Origin of the sequence: Vibrio sp. 10N.261.51.F11, assembly GCF_041471665.1 — a bacterium.
In the GTDB taxonomy this organism is placed as follows: Bacteria; Pseudomonadota; Gammaproteobacteria; order Enterobacterales; family Vibrionaceae; genus Vibrio; species Vibrio crassostreae_C.
The window spans coordinates 1-22,548 of sequence record NZ_JBFROW010000009.1 but is presented as its reverse complement, the minus strand read 5'-3'; the positions used below and the strand labels follow the sequence as shown (position 1 = coordinate 22,548).

The window sequence follows — 22,548 nt, the reverse complement described above, 5'->3', positions numbered from 1 at the left end:
TCGACTCTGACTCTATCCATGACCTCACGACCGAACTTAGCGACAACATGGAATAAGTCGTAAACGATTTTTGCGTTCGGGCAATGCGCTTGAACTTCAAGGTCAAAAGCCGTATTCATGTCCATCGCGACCGCTTCGATATTATTGCCATGCTTGCCTAACAGCTCGAAGAACGGTCGTATGTCCTTGCGGCTACGGCCTAACCCTATCCAAATGACTTGGTGAGTCTTAGCGTCAGCAATGACCGTGGCATACCGATGTCCTTTAAAGATAGCGAACTCGTCCATGACGAGTTGCCTTAGCCCCTCCCATTTCACTGACGGCACCACTTGTCGAAGTCGGCGTTTATCTATCTCTTTAATGGTGTGCCAATGTACGCTCGTTAACTGGGAGATATGCTTAATGGGAAGAAGAGGCAGCAGTTGTTCTATATAACTTTTTAGGCGCTTCGTTATACGAGCATAAGGCTCTAACCAAGATAGAGACTCTGTTTTTATGCCGCATTCACGACACTTAATTCTTCGAGTTTGAACGCAAAGCTCCACAGGAACACCGAGCAACATGGCCTCTTTCACATGACGCCATTGATACTCATGGATAGCTTCGGCTTCAAGACCACAAAGGCACTTAGCCTCAGAGTTAGGTTTAAGAGTCAGGGTAATAAGTGATGCTGTCTGGTGAGACTTTACTATTTGAAAGCCTTCCCAGAATGAAGATAGGAAAGTATGATTCGGCATGAAAACGGTAGTTTGTGTATGATTTTTGTTTGGCGACTAAACCATGTCACTTACTACCGTTTTTGTTTTTAGTTCCCGCTAATGCGCGATGAACCTTATTTGTTTCGACCTAGTGAGTCAGAAACAGATAAACGGCTCTTTTATTGAGTGGGTGCTGGATTCGAAATCTAGCTCACGAAACCTTAGAGATTGAGTCTACTCAGTGATCTCTTGCAGCACTTCTCCGATTGACCCGCTTGGTTGGGTTATCCCTAGTTTGTTCGAAAGTGTTGGCGCAATGTCGTATGGCGTGATTGCCCGCGAGATCTTCTGAGCTTCAACGTCGTAGCCTGCGAAGATTACAGGCACATGCGTATCGTACTTCCATGGCGAGCCATGTGTAGAGGCTATTTGAAGGCCTTCCATGTCGTTAATGTAACTACGCGGTGCAAATACCACATACACGTCACCAGAACGAGCAGGGTGGTAGTTGTTTTTAATTAGCTGCATCACATGCGTATCCGGTACTCGGTTAGCCGCAATGTCACTACTTGATACAGCAAACGCAACACCTTTCACTTTTGCAATTTCATCCGCAATAGCTTCTTGGACCTTAGCCAGATCAAGCTTCTTCTCAGCGATCAGATCATGATTCAGATAGATGTAAGGTTGTGCGTACAAGCGAATCGCGTCTTTGGTTAAACCAAATTCATCCTTCAATCGTTTCTCAACACCACTCGAGAGTAGTGTGTCTTTATTGAAGTATTGAGCTTGATTGAAACCAAGCGCATTTGCCGCAGGTGAAGATTCAGGTACACCGTGGTCGGCAGACAGCACAATCAATGTGTTTTCTAGCCCGACTTGGTTATCCACGGTTTTGAAAAGCTTAGCGAGAGTCTTATCAAGTCGGATAAGGTTGTCTTCTGTTTCTAGGCTTTCAGGGCCGTAAAGGTGCACCACGTAGTCATTTGATGAGAAACTCACTGACAGATAATCGGTCACGTCGCCTTGGCCAAGCTTCTCTTGCATCAACAAGGTGCTAGCGAAGTTTTCCGTGATTTCGTCACCAGCAGGGCTAACGGTTAGCGTTGTGCTGTAGTACTTGTAACTTGCCGGGCCATAAGGATGAGGGAAGGTGCGTTGGAAGTCACCGAGTTTCACTTTGTGTTCGGTATCGTGTTCTTGCAACGTGTATTTATCACGCGGTAATGAGAGCTCCCATTTCTGTTTGGAATACTGAGCAGCAATCGCTTTCTCGTTCCAGCGTGATACCCAATCTGGATACTCGTCATAGTAATAGTTACTGGTGACAAACTCCGATTGTGCTTTGGAGAACCAGAAGGCTTTACCACTGTGTCCTGCCAATGAGATTGCGCCGCGGTCTTTCACTGATACACCGAATACTTTTGATTTGCCACTATTGGAAATCGTCAGTTCGTCACCAAACGTGGTGGAGAGTATTGGCTCTGGAGAGCGGCCATCGCCTTGTGCTGTCTTCTGCGTTGGGTCGATCTCTGTTGCTTTATCGACACCTGCACCAGAGGTCAGCATTTGGTAGTTACCGTCTTCTACGTTATACACCAAACGTTCTTCGCTACGGTCATACCAAACATTACCTACCATGCCGTGTACGCTCGGTGGAGCACCTGTTGCAAGCGACACATGGCCCACGATCGTTTCCGTGTTGCCATGTTGGTAGTTTGCGTTGGTGTAGTAGGTACCATCATCCATTAAGTACCGGAAACCGCCTTCACCGAAGTTGTGCTTATATCGTTCGATTAGATCTGCGCGCAGGCCATCTACCGTGATTTGAAGGACTAGATTTGGCTTTTCCTCAGCTGAAGCTGGGAGAGCGCAGAGTAACGCGAGGGTTAGTCCTGAAAGCTTGGTGTATTGCATAGAGTTTCCTTATTCACTGTTGCCGCTGAGTTCTAATGTTTGGTCAGGTTTCCAACGTTTGGCCAGATTTGTAACGTGTGTGCAGTGCGAATCGTATTTTTAGTATTGTTGGTGACGATTAGTGAACCATAACCTTCGGCATCTTTAGTTAGTTCGCTTCGTTAGCTAGTTCACATCCTTAACTAAACGCAGCCCCATATCTGACATAGTGATCGATTGGCTTGCGAAGTCACGACGGTAACTTTCAGATTCATTTTCGTCATAAGCAAAGCTGCCACCGCGAACCGATTTGTGTGATAAACCGACGTCGCTGTGTTTTGCGTTGTTAGGGTTGTCTGTTGGACCGAATCGGTAGAAGGTGTCATCGAAGGCATCGATAACAAACTCGCCCACGTTTCCTGTCATGTCATATAAGCCTAGTTCATTTGGTTTCTTTAGCCCGACTGGATGTGCGCTATTTTTAGAATTTGCTGAGTACCACGCAACATCATCTAAGTTATTGGAACCACTGTAAGTATAGCCTTTACTTTTATTGCCACCTTTGGCTGCAAATTCCCATTCAGCTTCAGTAGGCAGACGGTATTCTTCACCCGTTAATTCATTCAACTGCTCAACAAAATAGTTTGCTTGCTGCCAACTAAGGTTATTAACCGGAACTTGTGGGTTTTGGAAATAACTGAGAGATGAACCCATCACCGATTCGAACAATTCTTGAGTCACCTCAAACTTCGCAATATAGAAACTATCTACAGTTACATTACGTGCAGGACGCTCTGCTTTGGTCGCTTCTGGACCGTTCGACCCCATGGTGAATGTGCCGCCTTCAACCAACACCATCTCTTGGTCAATTTGTTGGGCGATGGGGTGTGTAGGCACGCTTGCACAGCCACTCAGAAGGATAGTCATGGTGACGCTGCTAATTGTTGCTAACTGTTTGTAATTAAGAAATTTCATCACGTGCCTCAGATGTTCGAAATAGGGTCTAATTCTAACGTTTAAGGTCATTCCTATTGGTTATAAAGGGTATAACATGTCACCTGTTCGAATAGGAATTATGATGGGTCCAGAATACTAAAATAGGTAGGTAAATCATGCATATTACTCAAGGTCCACAATATAACGGTAAAGCGTCTAAGCGCTTGCATGTCATGGCTAAGCCGATTGGCGCAGCATGCAACATTGACTGTAAATATTGTTACTACCTAAGTAAGCAAGATTTGTTGGAGTACAAGAAAGGCAGTTCTCCAAGAATGGATGATGAGACGTTAGAAACCTACATCCGACAATACATCGAAGGTCAAAACACGCCAGAAATTATCTTCTCATGGCAGGGTGGTGAACCTACCATGCTTGGTTTGGCCTATTTTGAACGTGTGGTTGAACTACAGAAGAAGTACCAACCTGAAGGTGTATTGATTTCAAACGACTTACAAACCAATGGCACGTTACTGAATGACGATTGGGGACAGTTCTTAGCAAAGAATAACTTCTTGGTCGGCTTAAGTATTGATGGCCCAGAGATGCTGCATAACGCCTACCGTACTAACCGAGCCGGTCGTGGTACGTTCAAACAAGTGATGGCGGCTGTTGAGCTGTTGCACAAGCACCAAGTGAAATTCGCAACGCTTACCTGTGTGAATAACCTGACCAGTCAAAATGCACTAGAAGTGTACCGATTCTTACGTGATGTGGTGAAGTCGCCACAAATGCAGTTTATCCCTATCGTTGAGCAAAAAACCTTTAGAACGGTTGCACCACAAACATCCCAAGTAAGCGAGCAGCTTAAACAAGGCGACAAACGCCTGATCCCCGGCCATAAAGATTCAATCATGGAATCGTGGTGTGTGTCGGACTTGGCTTGGGGTAACTTCTTGATTTCTGTGTTTGACGAGTGGGCCAAGAACGACATCGGCAAGGTGTTTGTTCAGTATTTTGAAGCGAGCGTAGAAACATGGATTGGGCGTCCGAACCCACTGTGTACCTTGAATGAGATATGCGGAAAGGGCTTGGCAATGGAGCCAAATGGCGACGTATTTTCATGCGACCATTATGTTTACCCTGAATACAAGATTGGCAATATTCATCACGAGAAACTTGATGATTTGGCGTACAGCGCACCACAGCAAAAGTTTGGTTTTGCTAAATCCCGTACACTGACCAGTCAATGTCAGCAGTGTGATTACAAGTTCGCTTGTCATGGTGAGTGCCCTAAGAACCGCTTTATCAAAACTCGTGTAGGTGAACCGGGTTTGAACTACTTATGTGCTGGTTGGCACAAGTTCTTTTCTCATGTCGACAAGTCGATGGCTTATATCGCTCGTGCGATGGGGCATCCGGTTGCTCATGGCAAATTCAGTGACTCAGTATTGATGGCACATCGTGCAAAACAGGCGCAACAAACTACGTTCGAGACCAAGTTTTAACTCGTTTTTTGGGTCAACAGGTCCAAGATAAATTTAATCAGATACGAGTCTAAGGACAGGCTAAGTTCTCCAGTTTAAGGTAATACTATGATGAAGAAGAGTTTAGCGACGGCTGTTGCTTTATTGATTTCAACGTCCGCATTAATTTCAACGTCTGCGATGGCTGCGAATAGCGTTCAACAAACGGTTGACGCGCCAGCACAAAATATCAATCAAGTGCTTGAAATGACGGACACTCAAACCCGCATTCAACAGTTGTCTTACATGGCACAAGATCAGAATCAATCTGTTGAAAATCGTACTGGTGCACTGCAAGAGCTTGCTTCATATCCAAGCCAAAATGCGCTGGTGGCGGTGGCAAGAGGCTTAAAAGATCAAAACCCTGAAGTTCGTGAAGCGGCGGTTATCGGTTCTGAACCTTACCAACTTGAACATCGCTGGGCGTTAGTTTCACCCTTGCTAAAAGACAGCGATACCATGGTTCGCCATACGGCAACGTCAAACCTAGTCCGTGACTTCAATGCATTGGATGACGAGCAGAAAGCACAAATTGAACCACCAGTCATAGAGCTTATTAGCTTCTTGGAAACGCAAGAATCTGAAAAGTACCAATTACTGTTTGCTGATGTGCTTCGTTGGCACAATGACTGGGATAAGGCGGAAACGGTTTATCTAGAGCTGATCAATACGCATCCAAAAGAAGCGCAAGTTTGGTTGAGCTACGCAGATAATTTTCGAGCTCAGAACAAAGATAAGCAAGCAGTCGAAGTATTAGATCGTGGTTTGGAGAGCGTGCCAAACAACGCCGCTCTGCATTATTCGAAATCGTTGACTCTGGTTCGCCTTGAAGACAAAACTGCGGCAGCCAAAGAGATTGAAGTGGCAGCGAAGCTAGCGAAAGATAACAGCTACTACTGGTACCTAAATGGGGTATTACAAGAAGAGTTGGATATCGACAAGTCGACTAAATCGTTCGAGAAAGCATATTTGATCTCTGGTTCTCCAGAGCAGCTATACGCGGTATGCGATATCTATGTGCGCTACGGAAATGAAAAGACCGATGATTGCTTAGGTGAGCTAGGTAAAGTAGCTCCTGACTATGTTATTGATCAGTTGAAAGATAAACGAGTAGCGCCAAGCTCATAATATCCTAATGAGTAATTAGCGAAGCCTATAATGAAAAGCCAGTCGACACGTTCGACTGGCTTTTTCGCATCCATGAACTGCTTAGACGAGGTTCAAGCAACTAAAGACAAAATAAGGGCAAGCCTGTTACTTGCCCATTTCGTTTTATTATTCACCCATAGAGCTTGATGCACGGCGTCTGTCGGTCGCGCCATAGATCTTGCCATCTTTGACTTCAATGGCATTCAAGCCACTGACGACTGGAATGACATGCACCGGATAACCAAGCTGCATGAACTCTGGTACTAACATTTCGGCGTAGGTTTTCTTTTCGACGAGCAAACCCGTTGGGTCATAAGGTTTGGTGCGATCAATCTTGGTCTTTGTCTTTTTGGTAAAACAGCGCAAAAGTACCGCCGCCAATCCCAGTCATATCCGGTTCAACCACCGACATTGTCATCTGCATCGCCACCATTGCATCGACTGCATTACCTCCTTGCTTGAGTACCGAATACCCAGTGCTGCTTACATATGGATTCGTTGCACTTACCATAAACTCTTCGCCAGTTTCGTCTGGCGTAATTGGAAAAGGATTTGGGTTAGAAGACGAAACTCAACATGATCGTATAAAGGACGGCATCTTTGTCATCAAAACCAGTAAGTGCATTGAAATTCTCAACAAAGGCACCGTTTGCTTTACGAGCCTCAAAATATTGCACTTCGCCATTGATGGAGACGTTAGGTAACACATCGTAATCCACACCAATTAGGTAGCTGTTTCCTGTTAGGTGTTCGTGAGAATCAAACTCTGCTCCGTAAACGACGTATGGAGTGAATAAATCTAGTCTGTAGCCCAAACTAGCGTACATCGAGGACGAGATGTCACTGATCTGTCCTTCACTTGTCAAAACAAATTGACCCAGTTCGTATTCTGCTCCTAATGACCAAAGTTGTATATGCTGGTTATCTTGCTCAGTTCTGAATGGGGTCGGTACTCCGGGAATTGTTGTGATAACAATCTGATCGAAATTTGAATCTAGGAAAGATAAATTCCAACGGTAGCTATCACCGCTTAGCTGCAGATTTGCGCCGAGCATGCGATTGGTTTCAAATTCCAGTTTTGTAGTCGAGTTGAAATCTACGTCATTTTTATCTTTTATGCCGATAAACGGAGTAAGTAAAAGAGTAGCTTCGTCACTGACATCATGAGTCCAGCTCACTTTTATACCGTTGAAAGCTGTGACTCCGAGAACGCTGTTATACACCTCTGTCGGTGGCCTTGCTGTCATATAGGCTTGGCCCACATAGTAGTACTCAGAGGCAAGGAATAATGGTAGTCGTAATCGACCAATGCTGACATCAAAGTCATTAAATTCATAACCTAAGTAAGCCCACTCTAGCTGCGGCTCACTCCAATCATATTGGGGTGGCTTGACAACTTGCACGGAAGCTTTGAATGAGTTGTAGAAGTAATCGAGTTGAACACCAAATGTGGTATCACAGTCGTAACAGCTCTCATCAGTAAAACCGCGGTTGATGATTAATGGATTATCGTTATCCGATGTTGCCCAAGACGTTGAGCCAAAGCCACTCAAGGATAAATTATCGGTAAGTTCGATATTCGCAAAAGCCGGAGAGGCCATTGAGGCACATAACACTGACGTAATTATTCTTTTCATATTATTTCTCCGAACTTATAACGTAGAGAACGTTGGCATTTTGAGGAACCGAAGAGAGTGGGGAGTAACCAATACGGTTTGGTTTGTCATCAAGCCAGTCGACTAAGCTGTCGGTTGACGCCGTTTTGATTTCTCTTGGATAACGCGCTTTTCCTGAAAAAGATAAACCAGCCCAGTGTGCATTCATTTGAGCGGCATTTTTTCCAAGCAAAAGCTGATAAAAGTCCTCTCTTTCGGCACTGTTCTCAGGCCAATCAGACAGTTCAACACGTTTGCCATTGAGGTGCTTAGTTTTCCCTCTATAGAGCTTTCGCGCTTTGTTTATTGATATCTCTTCAAATCCGGAGTCTAAAGAAAATATGGCATAATCTTCAGCGGCGTGAGCAGGGCTTAGAAAAAGCAAGCTTCCTAATAGCCCTACCGCGACTGGCAACATGACTCTGCGGGGAAGTGTTTTTATTGTTCTAATCCAATCCATGAGGTATCTCCTAACAAGTCGCACTTTCTATTTGATGGAATAGCTTTTCTTTTCTTACGGGCTTCGCTACGTATCCATCCATTCCGGAATCAAAGCACTTTTGAATATCATCATCGATAACACTAGCGGTTAACGCGATAATAGGAGTTTTGCTTAAGCCTTGGTTTTTCTCGTGTTCTCGAATCTCCTTAGTTGCCGTGAAACCGTCCATAACAGGCATCATGCAATCCATCAAAATAATGTCGAAGCTACTGTCGTTCTGGTACATATCAACGGCAATTTGTCCGTTGTCTGCAATTTCAAAGGCATATCCGGCCTTCTTCAGCATGATAGAAGCTACTTTTTGATTGACGCGGTTGTCTTCGACTAGCAAGATTCTCTCTGATTTGCTCGGAATTGCGTTTTGTTCCGCTTCTTCAGGCAAAGTACGTTTGGTCGCAGCCCCGTTGATAATTGGAGTGACAGTTGCAGGTTGTTTCTTAGGTTGAGCTTTATAGGAAGCTGGTAGTGGCATAGCTTCTACCGCGGTGAGTACTTTCTCTTTAAGCATTTCGAACTTGAATGGTTTTGGTACATAGTCATCCATACCAACGTCGAAACACCTCTGAATATCGTCATCGATGACACTGGCGGTCAATGCAATGATAGGGATGCGTCGCGTCGCTTCTGTTTCTTTTTCAATTCTTCGGATGTTGCTTGTTGCATCAAAGCCATCCATAACCGGCATCATGCAGTCCATGAGTATCACCGCGTAATGAGGATTAGCGGTGAACATGTCCACAGCTTCTTGACCATTATTAGCGAACTCGAATTCAAAACCACTTTTACCGACATGAAGACCAGCAATTTTTTGGTTGATCTTGTTGTCTTCAACGATGAGGATTTTGTGTTGGATCTCGACTGATGTCTGGCTTGCTTCTGATAGTTCCGCCAAACCTCGTGTATCACAAAGCTCAATAGCTTTAATTAAACGCAAGCCGAGTAGGGGCTGTGCGACTTGTGCAGTAACGCTGTCACCAAGATTCGCTGGCTCACTTAAGAAGGAACGTATCAAACAGATAGTGATGCCGTTTTGGTGCAGCTTTTCTAAGTTATCTGCGTGGGTATTAGCTAGGAATGCGTCATCTTCGGCGAAAACAACAGTAATAGGTTTAGTGTGTTTTTGAGTGGAGAGCTGCTCTGTAATTGCCGTTATATCATTCGTTTTATCGGTAACCTTCAAACCATAAAGGTTAAGGTCGGACTCGATTCGCTCGGAGAGCATGTTTTCGTTACCCAGCACATAAATATCAGCCGTTGCTGTACTTGGTTTTGGCAGTATCAAGTCAACAGGCAATACCAAGTCGAAGTAGAAACAGCTTCCTTCACCTTTGACGGAGTCGAGTTGAATTTGACCACCCATCAGCTCTACCAACTGTGTACTGATGGCTAGACCAAGACCAGTACCACCAAATTGACGTGTGGTTGAATCGTCTTCTTGAGCGAACGGTTCAAATATCTGTTTTTGTTGCAGTGAAGCGATACCAATACCCGTATCTCGTACAGCAAATCGAATGGTGGCATTGTTATCTGCTTTGTTGAGCGTTTGAATTGATAATGTGACGCCACCTTCAGCCGTAAACTTCACCGCATTCGACATAAAGTTCATCAAGATCTGTCTTAAACGGTGATCGTCTATCATCACGCGTGCTGGTGTATCTGGGCTGATATCAACGTTAATCGATATTCTTTGTTCTTTCGCTTTTGGTGCCACAATAGAGGCGATGTCGTATATCGACTCTCTAATCGATGCAGAATGCGGGCTGATTAATAGCATGCCAGACTCAATTTTAGAGAAGTCTAAGATATCGTTGATTAAGCTAAGGAGCAGTTGGGATGAAGTTTCGATCGTATCAACATAGTCACGTTGTGTCGGTGTAAGCGGCGTATCTGCGAGGATTTCCGAAATACCAATAACACCATTGAGCGGGGTGCGAATTTCATGAGACATGTTGGCCAAGAAGCTACTTTTTGCTTTGCTGGCTTGTATTGCGTTGTCTTTCGCGTGTTCGGCATCCTCTTTGGCTCTCTCTGCGTCTTCTTTTGCTACCGTCAATCTCTCTTTCGCGAGCTCTCGTTCGATGGTCAATCGTTCAACTTGCTGAGCAAACAGACTGAGTTCATCTTTACCTTGGATTAATTTATCTAAAGAAGGGCGCGTGTCATCATTTTCGCTTTTTAAGAAAGCTAACACCAAATTAAGGTTGTTAGTGACTTGTCTCGCCAAGCTAAGAGTTAAACCCATAACAATCGCTGCCAGCAAAGCGACGATTGAAATAAACAGGGTTCGTTGTATTTGCGCGTCATAGATGGCTTGCTCAACTTCTTGTTGAAACTCTTGCTTGATTACGCCGCCAAGGCTTTGTAATAAGTTGAGCCGTGCGCTCATCGCTTCTAAGCCGACAGACACTTCTTGTGGCGTCAGTTGGCTGATTGTATTTAGGTCGAGTAGCGCGCTTCTTATCTCTTGGCTTTGAGCGAACACATCATTTCGAAACACTTCAACCATCAAAGAAACTTGATGTTCGTTGGCGTTCAATGAAACAAAGCGCTCTAAGAACAATTGCTGTCTTTCACTCAAGGTTTTGATCTGTTCGGCGAGTTCTGGGTCGTACTCTTGGCTGATTTGGAAGATCTCAATCAGTGAACTACCAAGCTTGAACTCTTCGTTCGACCAAAACATCAACCACTCAAGTTGTTGAAGGGCAGTGAGGTGCTGTTGAATTTCACGTTTAGTGTTTTCAAAAGGGACTTTCTCTACTTCAAGTAACAGTTGCTTGTATAAATCGCTCTGCCATTCGAGGGCATCCAATTTATCGTAAGTGTCAGTCACTTGCATCGTCGATAAGGTCGCTTCGCTGAAATCGGCAACAAGTTGATTCATTTCACCAGATGCGTCTAAAAAAATGATGGGAGACAGGTTTTTAAGTTCTGCCTTTACTTGGTTGCTTTGAGTAGCAAACTCTTCAGGGCTAGAGGCTAAGGTACTTCTATACAAAATAGAAATATCTTGAAGATAGACAGATAACTGATTGGTTCGTTCAAAATCGGTTAACTGAGTCGTTAATATATAAGCCTGTCTACCTGCTAGGAAGAGTAATAATGAAATGGGAAGTAGAACTAAGCCAAAGAGTTTATGTTTGACTGAAAGGTTATTCCAAACCGTAATCGCCATATAAGGATCCATCCAACTGTCGTTATATAAAAACAGTAGAATAAAAATGCCGATATGGAAACTTTGAAACGGTAAATTTTACGTAAGTGTGGGAGAGGTATAAGTTCTTGTGATTCCAGAGCTTATTTTGAAATGCGTTCTTTTATTAGTAATTTATAGCGTTTGGCAGTTTGTTTAATTTTATGCTTATTGATGAATCACTTAAAAAGCTTACTAATGAGGACGATTGTTATCGAGGCTTAATTCGAAAAGAAGTTGCTCTAATACGGTTTTTGCAGAGGGTTCTAATGTCCAAATACCGAGCATTCTGTTAAGTGCGGCGCGATACACTCTGTTTTTTAGTAGGAAGGCGAGTGTGCTCGTATCATTGCTGAATACGTGCATTTGTACGATGGTGAGCTCTGCTTTGTTCTCAATGTCTATTTTCTGAAGATTGAAAGCGGGTAGGAAGGCAGACTCATACCAAACCTCAACGATCTCTCGAAGCTCCATCTCTTCTTCAGGTACATCGCACTCCTGAAGTTGGTGGTTTTCAGGAATTGCGGATAAGTAAGCTACATCAAGCTTGTCTGCAACGAATGTGTACATATTCTTCCTTGTTACCTGTGGTATTGGGGCGAATCATCCCTCTCGCTTATGAATTTGTCAATTATATCCATTTCCCTAAATAGCGAATTGTGATTAAGCGTTGAGGTTTTAGCTTAAGCTGTTTAAGTATTTGTCTGTTAAGCCAAAATATTTCAAATTTCCATCCAGCTCTAACACTAAACTCATGTTTGATGTTGCGATCAAACCAGGGTCGTTAGTCGAAAAAATCACGGTCTTATTCAACAATTTATCGGAGAACAGGCGATTAAAGTATTGAGCGTTTTCTTGCTCTGCACCGTTGAACGGTTCATCAATGATAATCAGAGATTGCTCACAGTTACCTAGGCCAAGTACCAGACGCAGTTTTTGTTGAATTCCATTCGGAAGACTTTTGCATTTATCCACGCTTAACTGAGTAGCCAAGCCTTCCGGAAGCCATTCATCTAATTCGAAGAAGCTGATCATCTCTTGCATCTTGTCTGTTGGAATCAGTCCGTTGTGTAAAATGAAGTTGGTCTCAAGTGAGCCTTCAAAAATATGCAAATTGAAAGGGATGTAGTTAATCGATGTGCGATAACGGTAGCTATTGAACTGTTTAATGTTGTAACCATCGACAGATACAGCGCCTTGATAGCGGTCTTCTAACCCAGCAATGATTGAAATTAAGGTGGTTTTACCGCAGCCCGTAGGGCCACAAATGACCACTTTGGCACTGGGTGGCACTTTGAAACCAAGGTTGGTTAAGCCGGTCGCCGCTCCTGCATATCGGTGACTGACACCGCTGCCCACAATGCTTCCTTGGAACAGGCGAATAGGTGGGCTTTTTTCTAAGGTCAATTTGTCGTCATTCATCGACATCAGGTTGTTTATCTGTGCTGATGAAGCCTTGATCGATTGGAACTTGGAAATTGAGTTATAGATACCCATGATTGGGCCTAACGCTTTCCAAACCAAAATAACGGTTGCGAGCATGGCACCCGCATCAGAAGTACCTTCCATCACGCCGATTACCGCGGTCACGATACTTGCTGTACCAATCACTTGAATCAAACTGCCACCAGCGGCCTGAATCTTACTGTTAGTCACGGCAACGTTCTCTGCATCGCTGGTGCTTTGCATATGCGATGCACTGAATCGAGATTGAACGACACGAAGTAAAGGCAGGCCTTGGATTGTTTTGATACCACGAAGGATTTCGTTCCATTGATACGAGACCATCGCATTGGCGCGCGAACTTTTGGATGTGGCTTGCGAGTAGATATAGCGAGAGTAAATACAGAACACTAACATCAGGATTAAACCACCCATCACCACTAATGCCGCTGTACCAGACATCAGAGCAATGGCGATGATAAATACGATCACAAACGGCATATCAAAATAGCTGAGCGTCGATTCGGCAGTCACCAAGCGTCGGAAGGTATCGATATCTTTCAAACGTGCTAGCTGAGAAGAGACCCCAGCAGTAGATGTCATCGCATAGGGTAGCCAAAGCAATTTAGATATAACGGCTTGCGAGATGTGCACGGCGAGGTCTTTACCGGAAGTGGCAATGATGTTGACCCGCATTTTCTTAAAGAAGTATTCAGAGAAGCCGACAATAATGGCGAATAAGGTTAGCCAATAGAGTGTGGCTTCGGAGCTCGAAGTCAGTGCGAAGTTATATACACTCATAATAAAGAATGGCTGCAATGCACCGAGAATACTGATGACGAAGCTGAGAATGATCAGGCTTTTAAGTTCATTGTTATAACGATAGAAAGCGTATTTAATCCAATTGCTTCTGTCTTGCGATTCCGGAGGTGGCTCGCGGAACAGACGAGAATATTCGCTAATCGCAATCAGCAAACAGGGCTTTTTGCACATTGGGTATTCAATGGTGTTGTTGTTCGTGTAATCAAACAGCAGCAACTTTCCATCTTTGGTGCCTAAGAAAATCGCACTTAGATTCTCTATTTCAATAAAGCATGGCTGAGGGTGTTTATCTATATTCTCGAGTGTCTTTAATTTGGTCACATCACAGCGATACCCAAGACGCTCTATGGTTGCTGTAAAGCTGTCGCTGTCTTTGTGTTTCGGAATAAAAGCATCGCTGAGTATCGCGGGTGTGCCTTCCCATTCGAGTGCTATCAAGGTGTAGGCCAAACCGCGGATAAGTGGCGATTGACTGTAACGTTCGTCGTATCCGCTGGATTCAAAATCCAAGACACGTTGCGGTACATTATTGAAGTCGACTAAGATACTCATTGGTCACCTCCGGTAAGTTTTACGCGTTTGAGGCGATGGTTAAGCTTGTCCATTTTATTACTGGCGATGATCAAGATTTTGTCGTTGGCTCGATAAGCCGTACTGGTGAGAACCATTCGTGCAAATTCCTCATCAAACACACAGTCGATGTCATCAAATATCAATACGCGCTTACTGGCGAGCAGGGCGCGAACTAATAATAGGGCGTAGCCAACTTGGCGTGAGAATGGGTTACGCATATGGCCTTTGAGTTCTGTATAAAAACCGGCAGGAAGCCCATCAATTTGAGCTTTGATGTTCATGGTTTCACACAGTGCAAACGCCGTGTTATTCAAGCTTGGGCGGAAACAGGTGAGGTTATCGATAATCGTCCCTTCTACGAACGAACTGGTCTTATCAACCATCAGAACACTGTTACGCCAAACGTTGTAATTGACGTCATCCAAAGGCGTGTCGTTAATCATGATATCTAGTTTGCTATCACTGTTCTGACGCGTAATACAGTTAGCGAGGTGGGTCTTACCTGAACCACTTTTCCCTGTCAGCAAATAGGCTTGTCCGAGTTCGAACTCGATACGCTGCTTTTCAGAATACTTAACCGAGATACGTTCTACTTCTGTTGTTTCATGTTGGTGTTCAACAGAGGCGGCCAATTCAAGGAGGTCAACGATACGCTGAATATGGAGTTTGTTTAACTCCCAACGGCTCGCGGTGCGCATCACTTGTTGGTAAGGCGCAAAATAACGGTTGGTTAGCATGATGATCGCGGCCATGATGCCTTGGCTAGATTCCATATTGATAACGGCCGTTGCCAGTACCACAACAACACAAGCTATAGAAAGCTGTTGGATGAGCGCCAATATTAGGCTGAAGTTAGATTCAATCTGCTCATATTTGATGTTCTCAACTTCGCGCTCTTCGACCATTTGTGTCATCAGGCTTTCAACGCGGTATTCCATATTTCGAGCTTTGATATCAAGCGGGCTAGAGATGATCTCAATGATTTTGGAGGTAGTTAACCCTTCGATGTCTGACTTATTCTGCAAACTACCAATCTTTTGTTTGGAAAGGCTCCACGCAAAAATAGCCAAGATGACAGAGGCAATCAGAAGGGTAATGCCAGCCCATATGTTGATGAGTCCTATGATGAGGATAGTGATCACGCTGACGGCAAGGTTGATAAGCGCTCGAACCGATTCGCCACCAAAGAAGGTTTTCAATTCAGGAATGGTTGAGATTCGTTCTAGGTATTCGCCTGGCTCCAAACGTCGGAACTTAGAGATTTCCGCCAAACAGATGGATTGAAATACCTTATTGGTTAAGTTGGTCTCAAACTGCCTCATGATGACAGAGGAAATCTTCTCTTCCTGATTTTTTAAGTGATAGTCGAGGAAGATAGAAATCAAGATAATCGCGAACAATAAGAACAGAGTATCTTGTGCTTGGTTGGGTAACACTCGGTCAAAAATGATCAGAATGGAGAAGGGCAGTACCAAACCAAACAGGGTCGATATTATCGTTGAGAAAGTCAGATAACACTTATCTGCCATGTTGATCTTTTGCGAAAACTGCTCAGTTTGCATTGCGACCTCCTTTCCTCAACGACTCCGTTGAGAGAAGGTGTTTAGGCACCAAATCTTGATTGTCTCGTCCCTCAATATCGCTCATTAATTGCATCACGCTTTCGATAGATTGAATTGAGAGTATTCCCTTAATTTGCTCAAGCTTGATGGTCTCGATGATGTAGTCGTATCGTGCGCTTTCGTAGTCTCTTAAGGCGCTGAATAGTTTACTTTCCGCCGCCAGCAAGTCGGTGATAGTACGCGTGCCCAATTGGTAGGCTCTTTGGATCCCTTTATAAGACGCGTAGTTGGCGCGAATGATGTTTTCGTAACTGCTTATAGACTGCGAGAAATCGTTAATGTTGAGCACGGAGGTATTCACACTGTTACGTGTGGTGTAAAGCGAATCTTGGTAAAGCAGCTCAGTACGTTCGATGGTCGTCGATGATTTTTGATAGCCGTAGTAATCAGAGCCACCAGACAAGATAGGAACTGCTAGGTTTAACCCAACACTGGTTGAGTTACTTTCGCCTGTCGCTGTAATGTCGGTTTTGTCGAAGTTATTGGCGTCATCGTGTCGATAGCTGGCTGAAAGCGATACGGTCGGTAAGAAGTTCGAACCGCTCTCTTTTAAGCTTCTGCGGCTTCTCTCGACGTTTTTCTTAGCCACTAACAAGTCGTTGTTGAGCTTTAACGCTTGATCCATGATTGATCGTTGTTCGGTTTCGTTTATCTCTTTTAAAGGCACACTTTCGTAGATATCTTGAGACGGAGTGATAGGGTATTGAATCTGAATCGATAGCCCGTTGAGAATGACGCGACGGTCTTTCTGCAAGGTTCTCAATCGATTCGACACACCTTCTTTCTGAGCAATCACTTCGTAAAGCTCACTGGCGGCTGTATTGCCGAGTTCCACATTGCGTCGCATCTGATGTTCACGCGTCTCAGACGACTTAAGCTCTACCTTGGTCGCTTTAATTTGTGCGTTGTTTTTCAAATACTCAAAGTATTGAGAGCCGATTTCTGAAATAGTGCTTTGGATTTTGTTCTCGTGTTTAATCTCTTCAATGTTGAAGTCGAGCTTTGCCGTCCCATATTTGAAAATATCGCCCAGATTGAAGATCGATTGAGAAAGGGAAAGGCTGTAGCTGTTCGAGTTATAGCTTGAAGTTTCATCAGGCACACTTGATAGCAAGGTTTCATTTTCATTCCATGTGGTATCGGCAGCACCATTGAGGGAAGGAAGAAATTTTGAGCGGCTGATACCAATGTTGTACTCGTTCTCTTCGACCCCTTTATCACTCGCCCGAAGAGAAAGGCTGTTCTGCAGACCGAGTTCTACCGCCTCAAGCAGGGTAGTCGCCGATGCTGAAGGTGTCGTGCTTAATGTAAGCGCAGCTATGATGCTGCTAGTTAAGTTTTTGTACCGCCACATACTTGTTGATCACCTTGATGATTTGGTCGCTTTTATAAGGTTTGCTGATTACGTAATCCATTCCGGCCTCAATACAAGCCTGGTGTTCGTTACTGCTGGTCAATGCGGTTGCACCTATGATGGTACAAGGGTTTTTCTCGTTTTCTTGTTCGAATTGGCGAATGCGTTTTGTGGCTTCGATGCCACCCATACCCGGCATGATGCAATCCATGAAGATGATGTCAGAACGCTTGTTCATAAAGTGCTTCACGGCATCGGCGCCATCGCCAACCATGTCTGGTTCATATTCTTGTTTGGTCAAGATTCGTTTCAGTAAAATTTGTTGAACTCGGTCATCCTCTACGATAAGGAATGAGCTGTTTTCCATCTGTTCTTCCGATGCTTCCGCTTCCATAATGGTGAGTAGGTTTGGAATGAACTCGTAAGGGATAGCAGGAGCGTTGATGATTTTGTCGACGAAGCTATGACACTCTTGTGCTTGCTGAGTGTTGGTCACTGACAACAGTAACTTGGTATTTGGGTGGTTCTTAAGCTGAGATTTCACCGTCTTGCTCAACGACGGCAGCTTGTTGGGTTCAAAGGTATCGGTCAACATTATCGCATCGTAATCACCGAACGTTTTCGCCGCTGAGAAAAGCTCATTTGCAGTGCGAATCTCGGTGATATCAAGCCCCAAGTTACTGAGCATTTTCTTCATCACATCGATGCGAACTTGAGTATTAGCACACAAGAGTAAACGCTTGCCATCAAAGCGAGTTTTCTCTGTGTGGAAGTTCTTAGCCTTAAGATCAAGCTCGATCTGAAAACGTTCCTGAGCCCCTGACTGGAACCAGTGGCTCTCGTAATATCCGTAATCCTTCAGAACGCTTTTCGCTAAGTCATCTGTGCTGGCTGTATGGTCTTTGTGTGTGCTCCAATGGAGTTTGTTGAGCTTGGCAACAGAAACATCCAGTGTTGATAAGAAGTTGAGGTTGATGGTGACACGGGTATTTTCCATGTCTGAAGCCGCACCCGATTCAATCGTTACAAACAGTTTCTTATTTGATTTGAGTTGAATAGCGTTAGAAAGTTGAAGGAACAGTATCCAGAATAAGCTGGTGGATTGGCCTGCAACACGATTCGGTAAGTTGTCAGAGATAAAACAGTCAAGTTGGCTTTCATTACGTTGTACTTTGGCACTGATATGAATCATTAATTCAGATAACACGCTCAGTAAAGAGAACTCTTTCGACTTGCTTTCCGTACCCTGTGATATCAAGCGATTATAGTTTTCTGCTAACTCAGATAGTGTGCTACACGCAGAGGTAATATCGTTCGCCATCAACACGCCGTTTTCATCGGTTTCTTGAACCAGATATTGGACACCACCGTTGATGGTGTTTGTAATTCCGCGAATCTCATAACCGATCAGCGCATACAACTGTTTGTAGAGATCGTTATTGCGCTTTTGGTCTTCTAATTTACTGAAAATAAGTTTGAGATGAGAGTAAATCTGACGCTGCTTGGGGTTGATGCTAACTTCATTAAGAAGCTCTTCAAGACGTTGTAAATCTAGCTGCTTCAGCTCTTGATACAGGGCATCGAATTCATAGTCGATTTCGCGTTCGTTAGAACTGGATTTCTTTAGCTTCAACATAGCAACTGAGTTGGATAGAATCGTAATCACAGCCAATATCACGACCACCATAAACAACCAGATAAAGAACTCGTTTTTTTCTGACATTAAGTCATTTGCATGGTTGTTAAACATGGTGCGATAGTTGTCGTCCATCTGCAGATAGTTATTGGTCAATGAAAGGTACAAGCCTAATACGTCGTTACGTGTTTTTGCGCTATCGGAGAAACGATTAATCGCCAATTCCAGTTGTGTGTATTCAGTTGCCCCAACCAAGCTGAACTCGGTTTTGTTCAACGAGGCTAAAGAGCGAAATTCATTAATTTCAAGCTTCAAGTTAACCAGGTTGAATTCGTTAGTGCCGCAAGTGTTGGTACTTAAACACTGTTGCAGAGTTTGAATATCTTGTTCTATGGTCTGATTAAGCTTCTGGGCTTGTATGAGCAGTGGGGCGCTTTGCACTTGTGCGACTGAATCTATTTTTGACCAAGAAAAGTATAAATAGAAAGCGAGCGCAGCCAATACCACGCTAAATAGTATGCTTAGACGTAGGGCGGGTATGGAAATATTGTACGAAGGTTTACCGCTCATTGATTATCTCTCATCGAAAGCATCCTCGATGGCTGACATCACCGGTTTCGCAGCGTATTCGATCACGCGACGCGAGCCTGTTTTCACATCAGCGGTAAACTCCATGTAAGGTGATAACTTGTATTGAGTGCCTCCTCGTTCAAGAAAGTTTCGGTCAATTTCAATCTCAGCTAAATAGAATTCAGCGTCTTCTTCTTCGTATGATGAACGGCTGATTGAGGCGATGGTTCCCTCAACAAACCCGTATTTTGCAAAGTTATAGGTATCCATTTTTACTTTCACTGCCTGACCAATTTCGACAAATCCCATGTCTTTACGTGGGATCTTCGCTTCACCGTGTAACGAATTATTTATTGGGGCAATATCGGCGATACTTTCTCCTGGCGGAATCACAGCAGAACGGAAATTGAAGTGAAGTTTATCGACCACACCATCGACTGGCGAGTAGACGACTAGGCGATCAACCTTGTCGGAATGCTGCGGTTGTAAGATTCGCTTTAGCTTGAGGTCTTTGTTCGCTTGAATGATTTGTGCTTGGTACTCAGAGTTTCGATTCTCAACCAAGTCACGGTGTTGCTTTTCCAGTTTGTCGAGTTGGAAACGCTCATTCATCACAGATTCGTCAAGGTTCTCAATCTCACGCACCATATTCGACTCTTGTACTTTCATGTTAAGAACGTCGACATAAGACGCCATCTCTTCTTTATAGAGGGTGTTTTTGATGTTGAGCTGCTTACGTATCAGAGAGAGTTGATTCTCTGAACTTTTGCGACGCTTTAACATTGAACTGATCAACGAGTTCTTGTGCTTAATATCGTGTGTAATGAGTTCTTCATTTGAACGGTTTTTAGAGAATTCTTGTCTCCAGGTATTCATGTTGACCTGAACTTGCTCAGGGTATTTCTCAATGAAAGCGTCGAAGTTAGGCTCTATCATGTCGCGTAAGCTTTCATAACGAATCTTATCGAGCTCTATCTGAATAATTTCAGTATTGACGGTATCAAGTTGAGTGTTACGGTCAAGTGAGCGTATTCGAGCGATAGGTTGGCCCTCATAAACGACTTCCCCTTTTCTGACTAACAATTCTTCTAATATCCCGCCTTCTAAATGCTGAACTTTCTCAACATCCGATTCCAATAGCAGTTCGCCACGTACAGAAACAACAATATCGATACGTGCTTGTGACGCCACCGCAATAGCGACCAAAGCGAGCAAGAATATAATGAGCAACGTTTTGTGAACGCTGGTCATGGCACTAGCAAGCACAATAGTGTCATCAGCTGTGACCTTAGAAGCCTCGTTATTGGAAACGAGTGCTTTTCTGAGGTGATGTTCTATTTGGTTATTGCTCATGACTGACCTCGGTTACTTGCCATCTATTACTTCCTTAATATCCAACAAGTGGTTGATTTGTCGATTGACGTTGTGCAATTCAGTTTTTACATCCTCTATTAGATCTTCCGGCGCAGGAAACTCGTGTCTACTCAAGTGTTCCAATTTGGCCATTTTTGGCGGAAGGTCTTGGTCGCAAAGCAACGTTAAGATGGTCTTCAATCGTTTTGAGTAACTATTGAGTTCATCAAAATGATTACCGTTATGAAGCGCTTCTATATTTAGGGCTGCGTCAGAAAAGTCATTGTAAAAGTCGCCTAATAGCAATTGCAGCCCTTTGTGGTTGTTGTCGACCGAGCGCAACAAATTCGTCATGTCTATCATCGCTCCACTGCCTTAATTGCTTTAATCACAATAACTAAGGATCTTTAAAGGCAGTTTTCAAATTTTTTTTGATTCTTTCTCTTTAAAAAGAAATTATGAAAAATGTTGTATAAAAAATTGGTTTTTCAAAATGATGTCCTTTAATGCCTCTATAAATACGATCAGTTAGCTAGTAGCAACGGAGGCTGTAATGGCAGGCGAAAATAACCAAAACAACCAAAATGAAGATCTAAATGACGCGGTAGAACAAACGGACACGAACGACGCGGGTACGCCCTCCCAACAGCAGAATCAGCAAAATCAACAAAACACGATTGCGTCGACAATAGCGACGGGTGCTGAAAATGCGGATGCGGCAGACGAAGTTAACCAGGCTTTAGACGAAAATCCGAGTGGTGCAGGTAATGCTGAAGATGCCTCTGCTTCTGGTGCGGCTGTGCAAGAAGAGACGCCAGAAAGTGATGGAGATTCAGACGCTGCACAATCCAATGTAGTTGGTGGAGCCGCTTCTGAAGCTGGCTCGGATAACGCTGCTGGCAGTGGTGGCGGTGCTGGAGCGGGCGCACAAGCTGTAGGTGGTGATATCGCAGAGGCTGCGACAGGTGGTGTAGACGCTGAAGGTAATGAAGAACAAGGCCAAGCTGCGCGTACTTCAGCAGCGCCGAGTGCGACATCTTCAGAGTCGGGTGACCAACAAGTTGGTGATGAGCTAGATTCACAAACAGTAGAAGAGACGTTTGCAGTTGATGTTCAAGCTTCTGACGAAGAGACCATTAGCGAAGTAGAGGATGACTTTGATTCTGAAACGGTAAGCGAAACGTTTAAAATCAAAGTGGAAAGTGAAAATGATGCGCCAGAAGCTGAACAAGATCTGGCTTACATCATGGATGAAGATGGCTCCATAACATTCACTCAAGAACAATTACTCGAATACGCAAGTGATGTAGATGGGGACGAGCTTGTTGCTTCTAACGTTCAAGTTGGTGATGATGCAACAGTTCAAGACAATGGTGATGGTACTTTCACCGTTGTTCCTTCAGCTGATTTTAATGGTGAACTTGACCTTACTTTCGACATCAGTGACGGCCAAGAAACGATTATCAGCGCAATTGATTTAACGGTACGCCCGATTAATGACGCGCCTGTTCCTGAAGATAAAACGTTTGAAATCGAGGAAGACGGAACTCTTGTATTCACCGACGCTGACCTCCTTTCTGGTGCGACAGACATTGAAGGTGACAACCTAACGGTTGAAGGTGT

At 44.1% G+C, this 22,548-nt stretch carries 17 protein-coding genes and 1 pseudogene; 3 read left to right on the top strand and 15 right to left on the bottom strand.

Annotation, left to right across the window (positions count from 1 at the left end; genetic code table 11):
* From AB4351_RS04410 to AB4351_RS04400, 3 genes are all read right to left on the bottom strand, one after another.
* Window positions 1-737: ISL3 family transposase (locus tag AB4351_RS04410; RefSeq protein WP_372125168.1), on the bottom strand; the 737-nt coding region annotated here is incomplete at its 3' end.
* Window positions 738-932: 195 nt separating this feature from the next.
* A complete protein-coding gene (locus AB4351_RS04405; protein WP_372125167.1) occupies window positions 933-2,615 on the bottom strand; it encodes an alkaline phosphatase family protein in 1,683 nt (560 codons plus the stop codon).
* A gap of 165 nt (window positions 2,616-2,780) precedes the next feature.
* Entirely contained in the window at window positions 2,781-3,569 is a 789-nt protein-coding gene (locus tag AB4351_RS04400; RefSeq protein WP_017060470.1) for an SUMF1/EgtB/PvdO family nonheme iron enzyme, read from the bottom strand.
* Window positions 3,570-3,706: 137 nt separating this feature from the next.
* Here AB4351_RS04400 and AB4351_RS04395 point away from each other — a divergent pair, with 137 nt between their 5' ends.
* Window positions 3,707-5,038, top strand: a complete 1,332-nt coding sequence (locus AB4351_RS04395) for an anaerobic sulfatase maturase (protein ID WP_102398064.1) — start codon at window positions 3,707-3,709, stop codon at window positions 5,036-5,038.
* Window positions 5,039-5,125: 87 nt separating this feature from the next.
* On the top strand, window positions 5,126-6,184 hold the full coding sequence (locus tag AB4351_RS04390) for a HEAT repeat domain-containing protein (RefSeq protein ID WP_017060468.1): 1,059 nt from the start codon (window positions 5,126-5,128) through the stop codon (window positions 6,182-6,184).
* A 147-nt stretch (window positions 6,185-6,331) separates the two neighbouring features.
* Here the strand turns inward: AB4351_RS04390 and AB4351_RS04385 are convergent.
* From AB4351_RS04385 to AB4351_RS04330, 12 genes and pseudogenes are all read right to left on the bottom strand, one after another.
* Window positions 6,332-6,544: pseudogene (locus AB4351_RS04385) on the bottom strand (gamma-glutamyltransferase); the annotation flags it as partial.
* A complete protein-coding gene (locus tag AB4351_RS04380; RefSeq protein WP_371726260.1) occupies window positions 6,534-6,617 on the bottom strand; it encodes a hypothetical protein in 84 nt (27 codons plus the stop codon). The gene AB4351_RS04380 and the pseudogene AB4351_RS04385, both read right to left, overlap by 11 nt.
* A 145-nt stretch (window positions 6,618-6,762) precedes the next feature.
* Complete coding sequence (locus AB4351_RS04375) at window positions 6,763-7,842, bottom strand: sulfate ABC transporter permease (RefSeq protein ID WP_108093545.1); 1,080 nt, start codon at window positions 7,840-7,842, stop codon at window positions 6,763-6,765.
* 1 nt (window position 7,843) lies between these two features.
* Window positions 7,844-8,320 carry a hypothetical protein gene (locus tag AB4351_RS04370; protein WP_017060466.1) on the bottom strand — a complete coding sequence of 159 codons (477 nt, stop codon included), beginning with the start codon at window positions 8,318-8,320 and terminating at the stop codon, window positions 7,844-7,846.
* 10 nt (window positions 8,321-8,330) lie between these two features.
* Window positions 8,331-11,534, bottom strand: coding sequence for a response regulator (locus AB4351_RS04365; RefSeq protein WP_372122738.1), 3,204 nt, complete (start codon window positions 11,532-11,534; stop codon window positions 8,331-8,333).
* A gap of 213 nt (window positions 11,535-11,747) precedes the next feature.
* The gene (locus AB4351_RS04360; protein ID WP_017060464.1) at window positions 11,748-12,122 is read right to left on the bottom strand and encodes a hypothetical protein; all 375 of its coding nucleotides are present in this window, start codon (window positions 12,120-12,122) and stop codon (window positions 11,748-11,750) included.
* A 108-nt stretch (window positions 12,123-12,230) separates the two neighbouring features.
* Complete coding sequence (locus AB4351_RS04355; protein WP_372125165.1) at window positions 12,231-14,369, bottom strand: ATP-binding cassette domain-containing protein; 2,139 nt, start codon at window positions 14,367-14,369, stop codon at window positions 12,231-12,233.
* On the bottom strand, window positions 14,366-15,952 hold the full coding sequence (locus tag AB4351_RS04350; protein WP_017060462.1) for an ABC transporter transmembrane domain-containing protein: 1,587 nt from the start codon (window positions 15,950-15,952) through the stop codon (window positions 14,366-14,368). The genes AB4351_RS04355 and AB4351_RS04350 overlap by 4 nt, the downstream gene beginning before the upstream one ends.
* Window positions 15,942-17,366, bottom strand: a complete 1,425-nt coding sequence (locus tag AB4351_RS04345) for a TolC family protein (protein ID WP_372125164.1) — start codon at window positions 17,364-17,366, stop codon at window positions 15,942-15,944. Before AB4351_RS04345 ends, AB4351_RS04350 begins: the two co-directional genes overlap by 11 nt.
* Entirely contained in the window at window positions 17,341-19,572 is a 2,232-nt protein-coding gene (locus AB4351_RS04340; protein ID WP_372125163.1) for a response regulator, read from the bottom strand. The genes AB4351_RS04345 and AB4351_RS04340 overlap by 26 nt, the downstream gene beginning before the upstream one ends.
* 3 nt (window positions 19,573-19,575) lie before the next feature.
* The gene (locus AB4351_RS04335) at window positions 19,576-20,925 is read right to left on the bottom strand and encodes an HlyD family type I secretion periplasmic adaptor subunit (RefSeq protein WP_017060459.1); all 1,350 of its coding nucleotides are present in this window, start codon (window positions 20,923-20,925) and stop codon (window positions 19,576-19,578) included.
* Between the two features lie 12 nt (window positions 20,926-20,937).
* Window positions 20,938-21,288 (bottom strand): hypothetical protein, encoded by a 351-nt coding sequence (locus tag AB4351_RS04330; RefSeq protein WP_017060458.1) that lies wholly within the window; start codon window positions 21,286-21,288, stop codon window positions 20,938-20,940.
* A 190-nt stretch (window positions 21,289-21,478) separates the two neighbouring features.
* Here AB4351_RS04330 and AB4351_RS04325 point away from each other — a divergent pair.
* Window positions 21,479-22,548 (top strand): cadherin-like domain-containing protein (locus tag AB4351_RS04325; RefSeq protein ID WP_372125162.1); only part of this gene is annotated, 1,070 nt, incomplete at its 3' end.

What these genes read in the sequence shown, in the direction of transcription:
- AB4351_RS04340 (WP_372125163.1), bottom strand. Translation starts at nt 19,572, where the DNA reads ATGAGCGGTAAACCTTCGTACAATATTTCCATACCCGCCCTACGTCTA.
- AB4351_RS04355 (WP_372125165.1), bottom strand. Translation starts at nt 14,369, where the DNA reads ATGAGTATCTTAGTCGACTTCAATAATGTACCGCAACGTGTCTTGGAT.
- AB4351_RS04390 (WP_017060468.1), top strand. Translation starts at nt 5,126, where the DNA reads ATGATGAAGAAGAGTTTAGCGACGGCTGTTGCTTTATTGATTTCAACG.
- AB4351_RS04405 (WP_372125167.1), bottom strand. Translation starts at nt 2,615, where the DNA reads ATGCAATACACCAAGCTTTCAGGACTAACCCTCGCGTTACTCTGCGCT.
- AB4351_RS04360 (WP_017060464.1), bottom strand. Translation starts at nt 12,122, where the DNA reads ATGTACACATTCGTTGCAGACAAGCTTGATGTAGCTTACTTATCCGCA.
- AB4351_RS04380 (WP_371726260.1), bottom strand. Translation starts at nt 6,617, where the DNA reads ATGTCGGTGGTTGAACCGGATATGACTGGGATTGGCGGCGGTACTTTT.
- AB4351_RS04335 (WP_017060459.1), bottom strand. Translation starts at nt 20,925, where the DNA reads ATGAGCAATAACCAAATAGAACATCACCTCAGAAAAGCACTCGTTTCC.
- AB4351_RS04395 (WP_102398064.1), top strand. Translation starts at nt 3,707, where the DNA reads ATGCATATTACTCAAGGTCCACAATATAACGGTAAAGCGTCTAAGCGC.
- AB4351_RS04375 (WP_108093545.1), bottom strand. Translation starts at nt 7,842, where the DNA reads ATGAAAAGAATAATTACGTCAGTGTTATGTGCCTCAATGGCCTCTCCG.
- AB4351_RS04365 (WP_372122738.1), bottom strand. Translation starts at nt 11,534, where the DNA reads ATGGCGATTACGGTTTGGAATAACCTTTCAGTCAAACATAAACTCTTT.
- AB4351_RS04400 (WP_017060470.1), bottom strand. Translation starts at nt 3,569, where the DNA reads ATGAAATTTCTTAATTACAAACAGTTAGCAACAATTAGCAGCGTCACC.
- AB4351_RS04370 (WP_017060466.1), bottom strand. Translation starts at nt 8,320, where the DNA reads ATGGATTGGATTAGAACAATAAAAACACTTCCCCGCAGAGTCATGTTG.
- AB4351_RS04345 (WP_372125164.1), bottom strand. Translation starts at nt 17,366, where the DNA reads ATGTGGCGGTACAAAAACTTAACTAGCAGCATCATAGCTGCGCTTACA.
- AB4351_RS04330 (WP_017060458.1), bottom strand. Translation starts at nt 21,288, where the DNA reads ATGATAGACATGACGAATTTGTTGCGCTCGGTCGACAACAACCACAAA.
- AB4351_RS04350 (WP_017060462.1), bottom strand. Translation starts at nt 15,952, where the DNA reads ATGCAAACTGAGCAGTTTTCGCAAAAGATCAACATGGCAGATAAGTGT.